At 43.3% G+C, this 17308-nt stretch carries 16 protein-coding genes; 8 read left to right on the top strand and 8 right to left on the bottom strand.

All coding sequences use genetic code 11. The annotated features are described in order from the left end of the window. Nucleotides 1-9 precede the first annotated feature (9 nt). Nucleotides 10-888, top strand: coding sequence for a 3'-5' exonuclease (locus tag L884_RS0103145; RefSeq protein WP_028766126.1), 879 nt, complete (start codon nt 10-12; stop codon nt 886-888). Nucleotides 889-956: 68 nt separating this feature from the next. Beyond that, the gene (locus tag L884_RS23415) at nt 957-1661 is read left to right on the top strand and encodes a DUF3465 domain-containing protein (protein WP_084221385.1); all 705 of its coding nucleotides are present in this window, start codon (nt 957-959) and stop codon (nt 1659-1661) included. 79 nt (nt 1662-1740) lie between these two features. Here the strand turns inward: L884_RS23415 and L884_RS0103155 are convergent, their stop codons facing one another. The 3 genes from L884_RS0103155 to L884_RS0103165 all read right to left on the bottom strand — a co-directional run bounded on the left by L884_RS0103155 (nt 1741) and on the right by L884_RS0103165 (nt 4620). Then, complete coding sequence (locus L884_RS0103155) at nt 1741-2667, bottom strand: DMT family transporter (RefSeq protein ID WP_028766128.1); 927 nt, start codon at nt 2665-2667, stop codon at nt 1741-1743. A gap of 441 nt (nt 2668-3108) precedes the next feature. Continuing rightward, complete coding sequence (locus L884_RS21645; RefSeq protein WP_028766129.1) at nt 3109-3357, bottom strand: ribosome alternative rescue factor ArfA; 249 nt, start codon at nt 3355-3357, stop codon at nt 3109-3111. A gap of 156 nt (nt 3358-3513) precedes the next feature. Continuing rightward, nucleotides 3514-4620: a permease gene (locus L884_RS0103165; protein WP_028766130.1), complete on the bottom strand. Its 1107-nt coding sequence runs from the start codon at nt 4618-4620 to the stop codon at nt 3514-3516. A gap of 219 nt (nt 4621-4839) precedes the next feature. Here L884_RS0103165 and L884_RS0103170 point away from each other — a divergent pair, with 219 nt between their 5' ends. Together L884_RS0103170 and L884_RS0103175 are read left to right on the top strand one after the other, a co-directional pair. After that, complete coding sequence (locus L884_RS0103170) at nt 4840-5769, top strand: hypothetical protein (protein ID WP_028766131.1); 930 nt, start codon at nt 4840-4842, stop codon at nt 5767-5769. Nucleotides 5770-6132: 363 nt separating this feature from the next. Further along, the gene (locus L884_RS0103175; RefSeq protein ID WP_028766132.1) at nt 6133-7515 is read left to right on the top strand and encodes a Na+/H+ antiporter NhaC family protein; all 1383 of its coding nucleotides are present in this window, start codon (nt 6133-6135) and stop codon (nt 7513-7515) included. Nucleotides 7516-7571: 56 nt separating this feature from the next. Here the strand turns inward: L884_RS0103175 and L884_RS0103180 are convergent, their stop codons facing one another. Beyond that, nucleotides 7572-8447, bottom strand: coding sequence for a LysR family transcriptional regulator (locus tag L884_RS0103180; RefSeq protein WP_028766133.1), 876 nt, complete (start codon nt 8445-8447; stop codon nt 7572-7574). A 100-nt stretch (nt 8448-8547) separates the two neighbouring features. Between L884_RS0103180 and L884_RS0103185 the strand changes: the two genes are divergently transcribed. Together L884_RS0103185 and L884_RS0103190 are read left to right on the top strand one after the other, a co-directional pair. Next, the gene (locus L884_RS0103185) at nt 8548-9615 is read left to right on the top strand and encodes an HlyD family secretion protein (protein ID WP_028766134.1); all 1068 of its coding nucleotides are present in this window, start codon (nt 8548-8550) and stop codon (nt 9613-9615) included. A gap of 13 nt (nt 9616-9628) precedes the next feature. Beyond that, on the top strand, nt 9629-10681 hold the full coding sequence (locus L884_RS0103190; protein ID WP_028766135.1) for a DUF2955 domain-containing protein: 1053 nt from the start codon (nt 9629-9631) through the stop codon (nt 10679-10681). 25 nt (nt 10682-10706) lie between these two features. On the opposite strand, the gene L884_RS0103195 is transcribed toward L884_RS0103190, so the two are convergent. The 3 genes from L884_RS0103195 to L884_RS0103205 are packed head-to-tail and all read right to left on the bottom strand — an operon-like array spanning nt 10707 to nt 12876. Continuing rightward, on the bottom strand, nt 10707-12314 hold the full coding sequence (locus tag L884_RS0103195) for a PepSY-associated TM helix domain-containing protein (protein ID WP_028766136.1): 1608 nt from the start codon (nt 12312-12314) through the stop codon (nt 10707-10709). Then, nucleotides 12311-12610 carry a hypothetical protein gene (locus tag L884_RS0103200; protein WP_028766137.1) on the bottom strand — a complete coding sequence of 100 codons (300 nt, stop codon included), beginning with the start codon at nt 12608-12610 and terminating at the stop codon, nt 12311-12313. Before L884_RS0103200 ends, L884_RS0103195 begins: the two co-directional genes overlap by 4 nt. Next, complete coding sequence (locus L884_RS0103205) at nt 12610-12876, bottom strand: hypothetical protein (RefSeq protein WP_051435513.1); 267 nt, start codon at nt 12874-12876, stop codon at nt 12610-12612. Before L884_RS0103205 ends, L884_RS0103200 begins: the two co-directional genes overlap by 1 nt. Before the next feature lie 147 nt (nt 12877-13023). Here L884_RS0103205 and L884_RS0103210 point away from each other — a divergent pair, with 147 nt between their 5' ends. Continuing rightward, a complete protein-coding gene (locus tag L884_RS0103210; protein WP_028766139.1) occupies nt 13024-15087 on the top strand; it encodes a TonB-dependent receptor in 2064 nt (687 codons plus the stop codon). A gap of 65 nt (nt 15088-15152) precedes the next feature. On the opposite strand, the gene L884_RS21650 is transcribed toward L884_RS0103210, so the two are convergent. Next, a complete protein-coding gene (locus L884_RS21650; RefSeq protein WP_051435514.1) occupies nt 15153-16403 on the bottom strand; it encodes an MFS transporter in 1251 nt (416 codons plus the stop codon). Nucleotides 16404-16503: 100 nt separating this feature from the next. On the opposite strand from L884_RS21650, the gene L884_RS0103220 reads away from it, so the two are divergent. Beyond that, on the top strand, nt 16504-17289 hold the full coding sequence (locus L884_RS0103220) for an AraC family transcriptional regulator (protein ID WP_028766140.1): 786 nt from the start codon (nt 16504-16506) through the stop codon (nt 17287-17289). Nucleotides 17290-17308 lie beyond the last annotated feature (19 nt).

The following is a 17308-nucleotide window of genomic DNA, read 5'->3' on the forward strand; positions in this document are numbered from 1 at the left end:
GGTTATGTCATGAGTCTATTTAAGTTTGCTCTCAGCGCGGATAAATCCGCGACCATTAGACGCGAGTTAGGCAATAATGCAGCCGCCTATTTTGCTGCAATGCAGGCTGCTGAAAAGGCTTTTTTTACCGAAATTACTAATGATCACAATCAAGAGTCTCTGGCTTGGTTGCAAATGCGAAGTCAGTTGATTACGCGAATAGATAACCATGAGTTAGCGGGTCTTGATGATTTCAATATTATGCAAATTCAGAATGTTTCGCCTTTGCAAAATGGCCTGTTACGCCAAGTTGAGGTAGTGACATTAACTTCATTAGCGGCTGCGATCGAAGATATTAGTGAGCAGCGCTGGTTGGGTTTTGATACTGAAACGGCGCCAACCTTTGAAAAAGGTAAGCGTAATACTAACCCTATCTCTTTGATCCAAATTGCTACGGCAACTCACTGTTATCTGTTTAGGATGCAGGCCGAAAATAAACAGCCTTTTATTGCGGCGCTTAATTCTGTTTTAAATGATGACAAACAGTTGAAGGTGGGGATTGGCTTGCGCAGTGATATCAATGCAATGAAGCGTGATTTTAATATTAGTATTAGCCATATACTGGATCTTAACTGGTTGCTTAATCAACTTGGTGCACCAAAACAACTCGGTACCCAGCAAATGACAGCTACAGTACTTGGCTTAAAGTTGCCTAAGAGTAAAAAAGTAACCTTATCTGATTGGTCAAGACCAATATCTGAGCCATTAACAGAGTTACAAGTGCAATATGCCGCGGCAGATGCTTTAGTGGCGCTAGATATTTTACATGGGCTTATTGAGCAAATAACGCCTTATAAAAACTTATGGCCTAAATCGTTAATCCAAAGGTTAACTGAGTTAGATTGTTAAAGTTGACAGTGACTTTTGCTTAAATCATTTACCTATCAATACCAAGAGCCCGATAAAGGAGTCAATCAATGCGCGATAAAGGCCAATTAGTTCGATGGAACGATGCTAAAGGGTTTGGATTTATTCAGCTAGGATCTGAGGCTAACACCGAGGTGTTTATCCATATATCTGCACTGCAAAATAAGCAGCGTAGGCCGCTTATCGGCGATACTGTAACCTTTGAGCTTAGTGAAGATAGCCGTGGCAGGCTGAGAGCCGAAAGTGCCGAGATTGAGCCGCTAGCAGCGCAAACAACACTAACTGCTGATGGAGCAAGCAATGTTCAAGGTAAAGCTGCTGATAGTGAGCATAATAAGACGGTAAGAGGTGTGCTTATTCGCATAATGCTGATGTTAGTGGCGCTCGCTATTGCCAGCTTTGCTTCTAATAGCGTACTCGCAGCTAACTTAACGCTACAACAAGCTTATGAGCAGCAACGAAGTGATCAACAGGTTCAAGGTACGGGAGTCGTTAGCCGTATTTTACCCGACGATAATAAAGGTAGTCGGCATCAGAAGTTTATTTTGCAATTACCCCATGGGCAAACCATTCTGGTGGCGCACAATATCGATTTAGCGCCTAGACTCCCTGAATTGAAGGTTGGCGATACTGTGACATTCTTTGGCGAATACGAGTGGAATCATCGTGGTGGTGTTGTACATTGGACGCACCATGATCCGGCTGGTCGACATATTGGTGGCTGGCTAAAACATAACGGCAAAACTTATCAGTAAGCTTTAGCTAAGCTTCAAAGTTGACGGCGAGTGACATGCTCGCCATCTGCTTTGAAGTTAGGCTAGTCAATATTGCGATTTAATTAAGGGCGGATTTTTGCCCTGAGCTAAAGCGTTGTAAGAGAGCATCACCAAATTGATACAAGCTAAGCCCGCCTACAACAAAGCTCGCCCCAACGATTAACGATAGACCGACAACCTCCTGATTCAGCACCGCACCTAATATGAGCGCAAATACTGGCGTGATTAAGGTAACGAGGGCAACTGTGCTGGCATTGAGATGCTGCAAAATATAAAAGTAAGCAATAAAGCCAATTAGCGAGCCAAACACGCCTAAGTATACGATGGCGGCGATAGAGCGTAATTGCCAGCTTTCAATATTCAGGTTGCCGTCAAAGATTAACCATAACAATGCAAATAGAGGAGTTGAAATGAGCAGCGCCCCCACGGTGCTGGCTAAGGGGTGAATATTGATTTTTACTGTTTTTATTAATACGCCACTGAGACTAAAAAGTACCATGGCAATAAACACCAGCACTAAGCCTTTCCAGCCGTCATCGCCTATTGATAATTTTGCTGAACATACAACTCCAAGACCAATAAATGCCAAAACAAATGCCAATATTCGCATCATTGTGAATTTAGCTTCATTGAGTAGGCGTTGGGCAATGAGCCCTGATATAAGTGGTGATAAACCAAAGATCAGCGACATGATACCTGAAGCGATATATTGCGCCGCGAAATAGCCAAGTGACATGCCACCGACAATGCCAATTGCCGAGAAAGCGTAGAGCCTTAGGGCAACAGCAGTGAAGGGGAGTCTAATGCGAGCGCATAATAAAATAGCAATGCCTAATACCAGTGCAATCAGCATACGTAATAATACAGCCAGAGTGGGGGGCACAGTTTCGCTGCTCCACACTATCCCTAAAGGTGTTGTAGACCATATGATCACCACAGCGATAAATGCGATGGGGACTAATTTAGGTAACGCGGCTGTAAACATCTTAACCTCCTTGCTATTTGCTTTCATAAACAGCAGCTATGTATATGCTCATTCACTGTGATTGTGACAGGCTGTTGCAGTTACACCGAAAAGTAGCAAGGCGGATGGAGAGGCATACCGCACTGTTTACTTTGCGGTATGGAATCGAGCACTGACTAGATGACTCTTACCTCTCCGCTAATAAACATAGCCAAGTAACACAGCGATTTAATCGCAGTGTTTGGCAATGTGTTAACGAATTTGAGTTAAGTAAAGTTGTCATGGGTGCTTAAACGTCAGTAATCGAAGCCTCAATAGTCTAATTGTTGCGCAATATAGTCAATAAGTTGCTGCTAAATAATTACCGGCTAATGGTGAGATTTATTCAATTAAACCTTTAGCCAAATTTGGATAGTGAGTAATGCTGAAAGCAGGGAGGAGATTTTTAGGTTGTAGAGCAAGCTAATGAGGTTGAGCGATAAGTTCGAGATGGTCATTGAAGAGACTGTCACTGAAATAGTCAAAAGGGGCAATGCCCTTAAGCCCTTGCCCCTTTTGTTGTTTGCGGTTATATGACCCTTTACCCTTCTTCGGCCTTTCTGTTCGGCTTCGAAATAGTGGACTGGTGACGATTGCCTTTAAGGCGTTATCTTTAATTGTTCCACGCCCAGCTTCATGCTCGATTGTGGATGATTGATGCTGTTTTGCCATCATGTCTCTCCAAATGGATTTAAGTATTATCTAAGTTGGTTTGGGGATAAATAAAAGCCCCATTCAATTTAGTGGTGACTAAATCAAACGGGGCGATTATACGTGAGTTGCTATCTACTGCGATCGTTTTATGTGTTTTTTTTCAACAAAACGCGATTAGAAGATGAGCGTATACAAGTAACCAGCTGCGATTGCCATGCCTAAAATCACCGCTAAGAATGCAGCAATCATCTGATTCTTAAAGATAGATTTAAGCAAAATCACTTCGGTTAAACTAGCGCCTGCACTACCAATAATTAGCGCCATTACTGAGCCCAATGCCATGCCTTTTGCGACTAGGGCTGAGCTTAGTGGGATCACCGCTTCTGCGCGAATGTAAAGCGGGATACCAATGACAGCTGCAATCGGAATCGCATACCAAGTGCCTTCACCTGCATACTTGGCGATCAAATCAGTCGGAATAAAGCCATAGATAAACGATCCAAGCAAAATACCAATCATTAAGTAAGGCAGAACTTGTTTAAAGTCCTTCCAAGTTGAACGCCATACACGCATCCAACGGTTATCTTGTTTTACTGTAGTGGTTGTGCCGCAAGCGCTAGCAGTACCACAGCTGTTAACTGTCTCAACTGCAGCTGTACAGCAGTTTGTGTTTGTCACAGGCGCCGGCTCTTGCTTTGGTGTGCAGCAACTTGTGCTAGCTACAGGTGCAGCCTCTTGCTTTGGCGTACAGCAACTGCTGGCTGGTTTTGCTTCAGCCTTTGGTGTATCGCCACAGCTAGTGCCACAACTTGAACTTTCTGCAGCTTCATAAGCTTCAGGTTTTACATAGCGTTCAAAACCAAGTTTCTCTAATACATATCCCGCGGTAACCGATACCACCATGGCAACTAAGAAATAGAACAAAGCAACTTTAAAGCCAAAGGTCACAATAAACAGACCGATAATAATTGGATTTAGCAATGGGCTTGAGAACAAGAACACCATCATAGGACCAAAACCCGCTTTTGCACGTAACAAGCCTTTTAAGAAAGGAATTGTTGAACATGAGCAAAAAGGCGTAATAGAGCCTAGTAGCGCAGCTATGACGTAGCCTTTGCCTTTTTTAGAACTCAAAATTGATTGGATCTTTTCTGGCGGAATGTACTCCTGTAGTAAGCCAACAATATAACTAATCGCAATGAATAGTAGGGTTAGCTCAGCTGCTAAGAATAAAAACATGCCGGCAGTGTCTTTGGCCATTGCCATTATTTCAGGGCTCATAATCTTTACCTCAATACTTTTGTTTGTTATTTCTGGAATTGTCGAAATAACGAAGTTGGGCAAATAATAGACCTATCAAAAAAATAGTCAACAAATAATTTCGATAAAAGTCGAAATATTTGGCTAAAGCCTATCTAGACTCGCTTTCATTCATGGCATGCTTGTTGTGCTTCAGGATATTCACTATGATGAAAATGTAATTAAATTTAGGTGGTTACCATGCTAGACGCAATATGTTTAATTGATGAAGCAGCTCCTATTACCTATTCGGTATTTAGGTTCCAAAAACTGAGTGAAATTGATATCGAACGCTTTCGTCAAGCATTAGTCTGCCCTGCCTGTGGGGGAAAGGCTTATTACCGGAAAGCCTCTAAAGATGGAAAAGCTGCCTGTTTTGGCTCTCGCTATCATAAAGCTGACTGTGCTGAATTTAGACCTTCTGCAGCCAAAGAGCGGGAAGAGGCGCATGCAATAGAAGTGAATCAGCTCATTGTTGATAGTGATTCTATGGTGATTGATTTTAATCGCCAACCAAGGCTTAAGCCTAGAGCTGCAACAACTGAGCGTTGTGCTAAAACTAAGCCATCAACAACTGCAGTTGATCAGCTAGAACAGCGAGAGTTGGATAATCCTGCAAAGGAGAGTATTGGTGATTTATCGGCACAAAATAGTAAAGCACCAGAAGTGCAAAACGATAAGCAGATGCCTGATAAGCGCATCGCCAATACTGGTCTGGAAAAAATTTTGCATAGCTTGTTGCGTGGAAGCGAGCTTGCAACCTCAGATCTTTGGGTTTACACCGACAGTAAATATCGCTGGCGAGCCAAAAATCTATTCGTCAATTTTGCTGATGCAGAGCCAACCGAAAAAGGTGCACCACGTATGTATTGGGGTACCATTTCACATACAGATAAAGAGGGACTCTGGCTTAACCCTGCTGACAGTAAAGATGTCGGCATTCCGATAGATGGTATTGCTGCAGAGCTAAAACAGCGTTTCGGTTTATCAGATAGAAGAGACTTTGAAGGAGCAGGCATTATTTTGCTCGGAAAGTGTTTTTGGAATAAAGCAAAAAACCGCAAAATTATTCAGTTATGGAATAAAGACCTAAAACGTATGTTTATTTCTAAAGTGGATGAGGATGAATAAATAAGTTTGCCTGTAGCTTGTTAACTATACTGTTTGCCGATTTTTTAATGATTTTTTCTCAAAAACTTTTAGAAATGATGTTTGAGTTAGGTCATTTTTAGTTGATGATAATCATCGGCTTTTAAGTGTTATCAGGATAAGTTTTATAATAATTCAACCCTGAGGGATATTTATTATTGACTCAGGGGCAAATGGGGATTATTTTCTGCGCGATGTTTTTACTAGGGCACTAAAATTCGCCCGTAAAATTCAAGGTATCGGCAGGTATCTCAACAGTAGAGCAGCAATTAAACTTCGCAAATGATTGCGTGAGTTTGGTGATTAATTGCCATTTTGGCACTTTATTTATAAGGACGTTAACGCATGTCTGAACCGACAGCATTAAGTCTTATTCCACCAGTGGTGGTTTTGGTGTTAGCAATTGTGCTACGCCGCCCAATTCTCTCTTTAGTTATCGGTGCATTAGTTGGTTTGGCTATGTATGAGCCAGAAAATTTACTGACTAATTTTGCTGATACCTCTCTATCTGTAATGACCGATGAAACTATTGGTTGGTTAATTTTAGTTTGTGGTGGCTTTGGTGCCTTAATTGCGTTGCTAGTTCGTACTGGCGGCTCAATGGCTTTTGGTCGTTATGCGCTAAAGTTTGCTAATGGTCAAAAGTCATCGCTATTTATGACTTTTATTTTGGGCGCCATCATTTTTATTGATGACTACTTAAACGCGTTAACGGTTGGCTCAACCATGAAACGCGTTACAGATAAGTTTAAAGTGTCGCGTGAGATGCTTGCTTATGTGGTTGATTCAACTGCAGCCCCTGTGTGCGTTTTAGTTCCATTATCAACTTGGGCAGTATTTTTCGGCGGTCTGTTAGTGGATAACGGCATTGCAGGTCAAGGCCAAGGTATCGCTGTTTACATGCAAGCTATCCCTTATATGCTATACGCTTGGTTAGCGGTTGCTATGGTGCTGTTGGTTATTTTTGGTATTGTCCCGGCATTTGGGCCAATGAAAAAAGCGCAAATTGCTGCTGCTGAAGGTAAGCCTGCTATTAAGCAAGTGGACCTAGATGAAGTTCAAACTTCAGATGAGTATGCACTGAAAGCGATTGAAGATGAGTTTAAGCAAGCTGATAACGGCGGCAAGTTACATAACTTTTTCGTACCAATTTTATTATTGGTCGGCTTTACCGTGTACTTTGATATTGATGTACTAAAAGGTTTGTTAGCGACTTTGGCGATCACTCTGCCTTACTATGGCGTGCAAAAGTTAATGCCGCTATCAGAAATGATGGATCAGATGATCGATGGCTTTAAGAGTATGCTACCGGCTATTGGCACTGTTATCGCAGCATTTATCTTTAAAGATGTGTGTGACAAATTAGGCTTGCCACAATATGTGATTGATAGTTTAAGCCCGTTTATGACCCCACAGTTGTTACCAGCGGTTGTATTCTTAAGCATGTCTATTTTGGCATTTGCAACAGGTTCGAGCTGGGGGATTTTTGCGGTTTCAATTCCAATTGTGATGCCATTAGCACAAGCGGTAGATGCTAATATTCCATTAGTGATTGGTGCGTTGTTATCGGCATCTTCATTTGGTAGCCAAGCGTGTTTCTACTCCGACTCTACGGTATTAGCAGCCCAAGGCTCAGGGTGTAACCTGGTTAGCCATGCGGTGACTCAGTTACCGTATGCACTGATTGCAGCGGCAATAACCTTTGTTGGGTTCTTGATCTTAGCGTAAACCACCAGTCAGTTAGTCAAGTTTAATGAAAAGGGCTGCACGAAAGTGCAGCCCTTTTAGTTTATTTTGCTCTCACTAAAAGAGTCTCTAAGCAAGGTTATTAACGCGCGAGTTTTCTCTGGTAAAAACTGCTTAGAAGGGTAGATCAGTGTCAGTTTAATTTCAGGTAATGGCTCATTGACCAAGACTTGGCTTAACTCGCCAGACTTTAGTGCATCTTTAACTAAGATAGCAGGCAGTAACGCTACCCCTTTTGCTGTAGTAGCCATATGTTGAATTAAACGCAGATCATCGGAGCACAGTCTTAAGGTTAAATTGTCTGGCAGAGAGGCTTGGTTATAACGACTTACCATCAGCGTATGCTTTGCCAAGTCACTGAGTTGATTTATATGCGGATGACTTTGCAGATACTCGTCCGAGGCAACTAGAGAACTAGGAAAGCGTAACAGTGTTTGCTGCACGTAGTCTTCATTTTGCACTTCTACTCCATTAGGCAAAATCTGTATATCAACATTTTCTCTTTTGAGATCGATGCTTTCTTGGCAGTGGAGCACTTCGAGTAAAACATCTGGAAATTGCTCCAAATAGCTTTCTAATAATTGAGCAAACATATTGGAAGTGATCAATGCTGCTGGCACCGCGACTCTTAATACACCCTGTAATGATTTTTGCTGATTGCTTAGGAGCTTAGCTGCTTGGACGACCTCAGTTAGTTGTTGATTGACTTGCTGATACAACAGTCGGCCGTTTTCGGTTAACTCAATTTGACGAGTCGTTCTAATAAGTAGCTGACAACCAAGGGCCTTTTCTAACTCTTGTAAGCGCCGACTCACCTTAGAGCGCTGCAGTGAATGTTGCTTTGCCGCTGCGCTGATCCCGCCATGCTGAACCGTTAATACAAATAGGTGTAGATCATCTAAGTTTAGCTTCATTGTCCTACCAATAGGTCGTAAGTGTGCTATTTGTCATTCTATTTAATCTAATTAGCAATATCTATAATAGTCGCCCCTCAGATTGACCTTGGATTAATTGATGCAAACCGCTGAACATGCTTTTCGTCGTTGGATGCAAAGCCTCATTATTTTATTTGTTATTTTAGTTGGCTATATCGTGGTGGCCGATCGTTATGCCCCGTTGACCACAGAAAGTCGAGTGCAGGGCTATGTGATTCAAATTGCCCCTGAAGTGAGTGGCAACGTCACAGCTGTTCAGGTGAGTAATAACCAAAGTCTAAAAAAGGGCGATAAGCTATTCAGCATAGATAAACGTAAATATGTTTTAGCGGTAGAAAAAGCACAATTGGCATTGGAACAAGCGCACGAGCAAGAAGATGCAATGTATGCCAAGGTTGCCGCAGCTGAGGCTAAAGTAGCGACCAATCAAGCCGCTTTTGATAATGCTCATAGCGAATACAGGCGTGTGAGTAAGCTGGCAAAACAGAAGTTAGTTTCACTGTCTATGTTGGATAATGCGCTAGCAAGTAATAGTGCGGCCAGTGCTAATTTACGCGCTGCTCAGCAAGAGCTGCGAGCGCTAAAAGTGCAGTTAGGTAATACACCGGGACAGAGCAGTGCGGTACTTACAGCGCAGAATAATTTACAACAAGCAGAGCTTGATTTGTCTCATACACAAGTTGTCGCGCCTAGTGACGGCGTGGTCACTAACTTACAGTTAGAAGTCGGCAGTAGTGCTAACGCTAATCAGCCATTACTGACTTTTATTCCTATCAACTCTCTTTGGGTGGCGGCAGATTTTCGTGAAAAAGCGGTCGCGAGGATCGATAAACACTCAAAGGCATTAGTCGCATTCGATGCGTTTCCTGGCAAGGTATTCCCCTTAGATGTGCAAAGCCGCGACTTTGGTGTAGCTGCGGCTCAGCAGAGCCCGAATGGACAGTTAACTCATGTTGAAGTCAGTAATCGTTGGGTGCGTGATGCGCAGCGGGTAAGGATCAACTTAGCTAGCCAGTCCCCATTGCCGCAGCCGTTATTTATTGGTTCTCGCGCGACAGTGGTGATTTACTCAAGCGCTGATAGCTTTTGGGCTTGGTTGGCTAAATGCCAGATTAAGATTGTAGGTTTGCTGCATTATATTTACTAGTGGGAGTCTAGCCGTGCAAATTGCGACATTAAAGAAAACCCAAAGGATCTGGTTTGGTGCGGTGCTGGGATTAGCTGTCACCTTAGTGTTTGGTTGGTCAAATGGCATGTTCGCCGCATTACTGCCGATGTTTGTGCTAACTCAGCTTGAACGCTGGAACAGCGGCATCATAGTGCAATTAATCGTGGCTGTGACTTGGGTTTGCTTGCAGGTTAGCTTTATCGTGGGCTTTTTTCAGCCCTATCCGCTGCTGATGACCTTAGTTGTCGCTATTTTTTTGCTGCTTAAGTGTATTGCTATGACACATAAATCCAGTTATCTGTTTGGCTATATTGGATTGTTAATGGGCTCTATCTTACTCAATTTTGCTAGTTTCTCAGCCTTTGATTTAGAAGACTTTGTGATGGGACTAATTGCCTCGGCATTGGTTACCGGGCCGATAGTTGCGCTGGCGTTTTATCTGTTTCCTGCGCCCTGCGACAAACCGCCTAGTGCTAGCCTAGCTCCGCCTCGTGAAGTGAAAACCCAGATTGATAATCAACGTAAAGATGATATCGGCATGATGCGTCAGGCTGCGCTTGGTTGGATAATCGCTATGGCGGCATTTATTTTGTTTCAAGTGGCCGACCTTAATGATTCATTATCGGCACAGTCCTCGATCTTTATTGTACTCGCGCCGATGACATTTATTGGTTCAATGGCGGTGGCAAAAATTCGGATCTTAGGCACGTTTTTAGGCTGTTTAGCGGGAATGATGTTACAGCTGACGCTATATAGCCTAGCGAACAATATGATTTTGTTTTTGTTGGGCTATGCCATTGCGGCAGCAGTATTTTGTCGCTGGTTGGCGATTGGCGGGGTGAAAGCTGGAATTGGCTTTTCTGCAATGTCGGCGCTTACGGTACCGTTAACCAGTAGTTTTGTACCTGAGCAACAAGATGCCTTCTTTTCTATCTGTTATCGCTTCAGTTCTATTGTGGTGGCAGTTATTGTTACCTCTTTGATGATTTGGCTAGTGCATCACTTTTTGGTGAGGCTGATACGACATAAGCCTCTAGCCGCTTAAATAAAGCGGCTAGACTTAAGGTTAATCAAGCCTCATTCGCTACCAGCTTTGCGGTAGTTTTAGGGGCGATAAACCAAATACTATTTGGCTCTCCTTGATAGGCTCTGCGCTTTGCTTTGCGGGCGGCAGAGTAAAAGGCCACTGCAAAAACTAACGCCATAAACTCGATTAAGCCGCTATTAAAGTCAGCAGGTGTCCATGTATTTAAGCTTGGGGCCAGTATGGCGATTAAAGAGCTCAACGGGATCAGTAAACAGCTTAAAGCCAGCAGCTGTAACAAGTGGATTGCGGCAATTGCAGCCCCCCTTGCAAAGCTATAGACGATGGCTGCGAAGAAGGCGACGTAGTAACAGACCAAATATGAGTGGTTAATTTGCTCTGTGAGTAAATATAACCATTTAGTTGCTAACATTGCACAACTCACGCCGAGTAATGAGCCTAAGCACACTCCTATTGTTAACGATGACATAACGCCGACGCTACGACTTTGCTGTTGCTGTTTTTGGCGGCGTTTCTCTAACCAAAGCAGGTTACCGCTATAAAACAGGAATGCACCAAGCAAGCCTAAGCTAAAGTAAACCCAGCGAGTAAGCCCGCCACCATAGTTGCCGAAGTGTAGGCCAAAGAAGCTATTGACGATTTCACCGTAAATGCCGTTTTCAGCTTGATTAACAGTGGTAAACAATACGTCGAGCGTATAAGGGTTAATAAACACAAAGTCGCTATAACCGCCACGCATCACTCTGTCATTCGCCACCACTTCGGCGGCAAGAGATGGAGAAACGCTGTTGAGTTTGGCGTACTCCATAGTTTTGATCTGATAATCACTCGCTAGCTGATTAACTCGTTCGATATGGGTATTTATCGAGGGTAACTGCTCAATTGAATAAGCGGTTTCAGACTTTGGCATCGGCTCAAACATGGTTTGCTCACCGTATACAAGTCGTAGGCCACCGTAAAACGGATCGTGGAAAGCAAAAACCACCACTGTCCAAGCAATAATGATATGAAATGGTAGGCTGATGACACCAACCAGATTGTGGCTGTCAAGCCAAAAGCGGTTAGCGCCTTTGTGTTGTCTGAGGGCGAATAAACTTTTGACTAATGTTGGCAACAAGATAATGACCCCAGAGATCAACGCGATAAAATAAAGTAGCGCAGCTAAACCTAAAATAAGCACCCCAAGATCTTCATGGCCAACAGTGCCAGGGATCCCTGCTGTACGGTGCAGGTGGTCAATTAGCTCTCCAAGCTCGTTACTACCACTCAGTTGTGTTGTAAGGCTACCATCATCATTTAGTGTGGCATGACGTAAACTGTCGTCTAGTCTAAATCCTCTACCGCCGCCTTTTTCATACCAAGTCATGGGTGAAGATTTATGATCGAAATGAATCGTAAAACCCTCAGTGGCCTTATCGAACTGTTTGAAAGAAGTTTGGATCAATTGATCAAGGTCTGTGTGGTCAATTGGGCTTAAATGCTGTTGAGGCGGTGTTGCCCATTGCTCTATTTGGGGTTTAAACATGGTGAGAGCACCGGCAAAAAAGGCAATAAACAATAGAAGCCCTGTGGTGATCCCTGTCCATGTGTGAATTGATTGATAGGTTCGCAATACATCTGGGCGAATTTTCATTTAAACCACCAAAAAACAAAAAATAATAGATAGATAACGCTGTTAGCACCGAGCATACAAATCAATGCAGTTTTAGCCGTGCGAAATAGAAAGCTAAAGGCCAAAATGGGAAGCCAGATAAAGCTAATGAGCCACATATTAAATTGTACTTTCACTGGGGCATCGATGCCGCCTGGACCAAACCAAGCAAAAGTGGCGACCACACCATACGAAAATGTTAATCCAAGCAATAGGGCTATGATGCTTTTACGCCACCAATGAGGCTGGATCTTGTCTTGCTGAAGTAACCTAACCATTAACCTTCTTCTCGATCTTGAAACAGTGTTGATAGCGGCACACAAATTAATAGCGTCATGGCGGTAAATAACCAAGTGAATACAGCTGCTGTAGGCGTGAGTAATTGATACCAGCTGAAAAATGCAAATAACCACAAACAGCTTCCGAGCCAAGCTAATACCTTAGGCTGAGGTCGTCTAAACAGCCGTTGATGTTTACTGGTGCTGTAAATGAGTAGTGCACCGATAAGCGTTAGCAGTAGTGCTGTGAATTGAAACAGTTCCATTTGTTCCTCCGAAATGAATATTGCAACTTTGTGTAAAGAGTAATGTAAATGTGAATCACTATCAATTGCGATTGATTATCATTTACTGTAAATTGCTGCCGCAACAAATTGATGCTGGTTTTAATTACTTGTAACTAGAGGTAACCCATGGAACTAAGGGTGTTTAAAAGAAGTCTTGTTGTCACGGCAATCCTTTGCAGTCCGATATTCTCTGCAGCGCATGCTGTAGAGGCTGAGTCGCAGTCAGATATTGAAGTGATCACTGTGTATGGTGAAAAGGTTGAACGTAGCCTAAAAGACACCACTTCATCAGTGGCGATTATTGATAAAGAGACCTTAGATAGCGGTCAGTATCAATCTATTTCAGCGGCTTTATCTGAGGTACCTAACATCGTTGTGACTACCGGGGCTGTTCCTGACGTTCGTGGTGTGACTGGTAACGGTAGTGCTACCGGCTTTAACTCTTTTACCGGTGGTGCCAAAGCGAGGGTTTCTACTCTGGTTGATGGTGTTGCAGAGCCTTTTGTTGCCGATCTGACAGGTGATACAGGTCTGTGGGATATCGAACAAATTGAAGTATTTCGTGGCCCACAGTCAACCATTAATGGCCGCAATAGTATTGGCGGTACTGTGTTTATCAAAACTGCCGATCCCACCTTTGACTGGCAAGGTGCTGCGCGTATAGGTTATCGCGATCAAGATAGCTTTGTAGATAGCGCGGTGATGTTATCAGGGCCTATTCTTGAGGAGCAGCTAGCTTTTCGTATTACCGGACAAAATGTTACAGGTAACACTTATAACAAAGGTGAAGTTTACCCTAGCAATCCAAAAACATTTGATCAAAATGAGCTAAATACCAATCGTTGGCGTGGTAAGTTGTTGTGGCAACCAGCAGGTCTTGAAGATTTAAGCGTAAAGTACAGTTTTGCTTATAACGATGAAAAAGGTGACTCAGGGCGTAACTATTTTAAAGGTGATGATCCTTGGGCATATGAGCCTATTTTCCAGCGTTACATAAAAACCAAATCCAATACCCATTCGGTTCATTTCGATTACCAGTTAAGCGCTGATCACGCGTTGGATCTATTAGTTGCTTATATGGATTACGACTGGGGTTTTGATTCGTACGAGCCAGTTGCGACAGATGAGGCAACTGTAGCAATGAAAGACACAAGCTATACCGTTGATGGTAAATATAGTTTTGGTTTAACTGACCGAGATTTCAATGGCTTCATTGGTCTTGCTTATTATAAGCGTAAGCAAGATTTTAGCAGCGTTGGCGGTTTTAGTTACGGTGGTGATGACAGCAGTACTTCGTCTTCAATTTACGGTGAGCTGACGTTTGCATTGGCCGATAAATGGTGGTTAACAGCTGGTGGTCGTGTTATGCGCGATGAACAAACTCGAAATTTTGCGATGCAGTTTCGTGGTAGCAGCGTAGATGAAATTTTGGACAAAGCCAAAACCGTGGCATTACCAAAACTGGTCCTGCAATACGCCCTTAGCGATAGCACAACGCTAGCCCTAAGTGGTCGTCAGGGGTACAACGCTGGTGGCGGTGCATTAGCACTAACTCCGGGTGGTGGGGATTACTACTATTACGATGAAGAGTCTGTTGATACTTATGAATTAAGCTCGCGTAGCAGCTTTGATAATAGCAACGTGAGTTTAAATGCAAACTTGTTCTACAACGACTATGACGGCTATCAAGCGTCGAATAGCTTAAGACGGATCACTAATATTGATAAAGCCGTCACCTATGGTTTAGAGCTTGAGTTTATCGCTATGCTAGGCAGTGATTGGCAACTGGTATCGGGGGCTGGTTGGCTAGAGTCAGAGATCAAACAGGCCGATCCGAGTTACGGCGATATTATTGGTAATGAGCTAAATTCAGCGCCGAACTTTACGGCTAATTTAGGACTGAAATATTGGTTTAACGATGAATTGACCTTTGGCATATCTGGTAATTATGTTGATGAATATTATGCCGACATTGCCAACACGCCTGAACGGGTTGCCGGAGATTACGTTGTTAGTCGTTTAAATATTGATTACCAAACAGATCAATGGCGCATCAGTGCCTTTGTAAACAACTTATTCGATGAAAAAGCGCTAACGGTTAAAGAACCACCGGGACGTGGCTATGACCATGGTTACGCAGCTGTTGTTGACCCTCGTAATATTGGTGTCTCAGTGATGTATAGTTTTTAACTGCAGAATTAATGTTAAAAAGGAAGCCGAGGCTTCCTTTTTTCATTGATTTAAAAGTATCAAGTTTACGAGATACTTTCAGATGTTGTTAACGATATTGGTTTTCTGCCAGAGAGGATAACCTCATCTTTTGCTGCAAGCCAAGCAAATCCGCCCCAGAATAAACTGCATATCGCGCAGATCATTAAAGGTAATTGCCAGCTAGCCGTTTGTTCATGTAACTCGCCCATAATCATCGGCCCGGTCGCAGCAACAAGATAGCCTGAAAATTGCGCCATACCTGATAGCGCTGCGGCTTGTTTGGCTGTTGAGGTTCGCAGGCTAATGAGTGTTAGTGCCACAATAAAGCCACCGCCAGCGCCAAAACCAAAGAGTACTGCCCATAACATTGCCATATGTGGCATGACGATAAGGCCAATGATTGCGATAAATGCCATAAAAGTAAGGCTGAAGCTCAGTAGACGTTTGTCTTTGAGTTTGCTCATAAAAGGGATGAGCACCAAGGCTGGCACCGCAGTAAATAGTTGTAATACGCCATGAACCACTCCAGCTTGATGATGGCTATAACCATTGTCGACTAAAATAGTGGGTAACCAACTGATAAATATGTACATCAAGAAAGAGTTTAATGCCAAAAATAGCGTGATGTGCCAAGCACTTGCCTCGCGCCATAGGTAACTATGACTATCCACTTGTTCAGTGTCTTTGGTTGGCACATTGTGATGACTCATTTGCGGTAACCATAGCAAAATCGCGATGATAGGAAACAGCAATAAGCAGCCTAATGAAAATGCCCAGCTAGGAATAAAACTCACTGAAAACTGGCTTGCTAAATCGCTTAGAGGAATGGCTAAACCAGCGCTTATGGCTGAGCCTGCTCCCATCATTAATACATAAATTGAAGTGACTATAGCAATGTGTGTCGGAAAGTCGCGTTTGACTAAACTTGGTAGTAGCACATTCGCAATGGCGATACCTGCAGCAATCACCGTTGTGCCAACATATAGTCCGAGCGCATTACCTGCTGAGCGCACCAATAAACCAGCAACGATAAATAATAGCGCCAGCATCAATGCTTGTTCTAAACCACGCTTAGTACCGATTTTAGAGGCTACTGGTGAGAAAAAAGCAAAAACTAATAGCGGTAATGTCGTTAGCATACCGGCTTGAGTTGCAGATAAGTGTAACTCGTTGCTAATAGCATCGAGTAATGGCCCAACTCCAGTGATAGGGCTGCGCAAGCTAATTGCAATTAACAATATGCCGAGAACTAATAATGCTTTGCTTGCAATGGGAGAAGAGGACTTTAACGTCATTACCAGCTCCTAAGTATTTATAAAAGCGTGCTAGCTTACGCTTCTAATAGATTGCTGAATTGAGCTATAGTGACTTATTGTTGCTAAAAACGGTCAAGGTATGCAGTCTATTCTCGCTTCGATGCCAGGTTTTGATTCTGATGATTACCCACAAGCCGTGGTGGCTACTCGGTTAATTGCTGAAGAAGAGTATGCAGAAACACCATTTCATCGCCACCGTAAGTGTCAGTTAGTGCTGGCGCTTAATGGTTACGTAAAATGTAAGATTGCGGATGCGATCTGGATGGTGCCGCCTAACTGTGCTGTGTGGATCCCAAGTCAGGTGCCCCATAGTAACTTAGTCTCTAAAGACGCCAATGTGTGTATGCTATTTGTTGATCCGAGTATCGAAGGTATGCCAGCTTCGAGCTGTACTCTGTCTATTACACCATTACTCAGAGAGCTAATCGCCCACCTCACAACGCTTGAGCAAAATTATAGCAAACACAGTGTCGCTGATAAGCTGGTGGATGTATTGATCGATCAATTGCGACTCATGCCTAGGGAGCATTTTGATTTCCCATTACCAATTGAACCTAGGTTAAACATGATTGCGCAGCGCTTGTTATCAGCCCCTGAAGACAGGCGAACAGTATCGCAATGGGCAAGTGAATATGCCATGAGTGAGCGAACCCTCTCTCGTTTAGTTAAAAATGAGATTGGTCTTACGTTTGGTCGTTGGCGAGGCCAATTACATATTGTATTGGCGCTGCAAAAGCTCGCCGTCGGCGAAACAGTGCAGCGTATCGCCGAAGATCTTGGTTATGAATCTGTCAGTGCTTTCATTACGTTTTTTAAAAAGACACTCGGCAAATCGCCTAAGCAATATATGAAACACAAAGACTAGCTGAGTAAGTCCGAGCGAT

Source organism: Shewanella fidelis ATCC BAA-318 (assembly GCF_000518605.1).
GTDB lineage: Bacteria > Pseudomonadota > Gammaproteobacteria > Enterobacterales > Shewanellaceae > Shewanella > Shewanella fidelis.

Coding starts and splice junctions, on each gene's coding strand:
- L884_RS0103210 (WP_028766139.1), top strand. CDS start 13,024: ATGGAACTAAGGGTGTTTAAAAGAAGTCTTGTTGTCACGGCAATCCTT.
- L884_RS0103205 (WP_051435513.1), bottom strand. CDS start 12,876: ATGGAACTGTTTCAATTCACAGCACTACTGCTAACGCTTATCGGTGCA.
- L884_RS0103145 (WP_028766126.1), top strand. CDS start 10: ATGAGTCTATTTAAGTTTGCTCTCAGCGCGGATAAATCCGCGACCATT.
- L884_RS0103200 (WP_028766137.1), bottom strand. CDS start 12,610: ATGGTTAGGTTACTTCAGCAAGACAAGATCCAGCCTCATTGGTGGCGT.
- L884_RS0103185 (WP_028766134.1), top strand. CDS start 8,548: ATGCAAACCGCTGAACATGCTTTTCGTCGTTGGATGCAAAGCCTCATT.
- L884_RS23415 (WP_084221385.1), top strand. CDS start 957: ATGCGCGATAAAGGCCAATTAGTTCGATGGAACGATGCTAAAGGGTTT.
- L884_RS0103195 (WP_028766136.1), bottom strand. CDS start 12,314: ATGAAAATTCGCCCAGATGTATTGCGAACCTATCAATCAATTCACACA.
- L884_RS0103165 (WP_028766130.1), bottom strand. CDS start 4,620: ATGAGCCCTGAAATAATGGCAATGGCCAAAGACACTGCCGGCATGTTT.
- L884_RS21645 (WP_028766129.1), bottom strand. CDS start 3,357: ATGGCAAAACAGCATCAATCATCCACAATCGAGCATGAAGCTGGGCGT.
- L884_RS0103220 (WP_028766140.1), top strand. CDS start 16,504: ATGCAGTCTATTCTCGCTTCGATGCCAGGTTTTGATTCTGATGATTAC.
- L884_RS21650 (WP_051435514.1), bottom strand. CDS start 16,403: ATGACGTTAAAGTCCTCTTCTCCCATTGCAAGCAAAGCATTATTAGTT.
- L884_RS0103155 (WP_028766128.1), bottom strand. CDS start 2,667: ATGTTTACAGCCGCGTTACCTAAATTAGTCCCCATCGCATTTATCGCT.
- L884_RS0103175 (WP_028766132.1), top strand. CDS start 6,133: ATGTCTGAACCGACAGCATTAAGTCTTATTCCACCAGTGGTGGTTTTG.
- L884_RS0103180 (WP_028766133.1), bottom strand. CDS start 8,447: ATGAAGCTAAACTTAGATGATCTACACCTATTTGTATTAACGGTTCAG.
- L884_RS0103170 (WP_028766131.1), top strand. CDS start 4,840: ATGCTAGACGCAATATGTTTAATTGATGAAGCAGCTCCTATTACCTAT.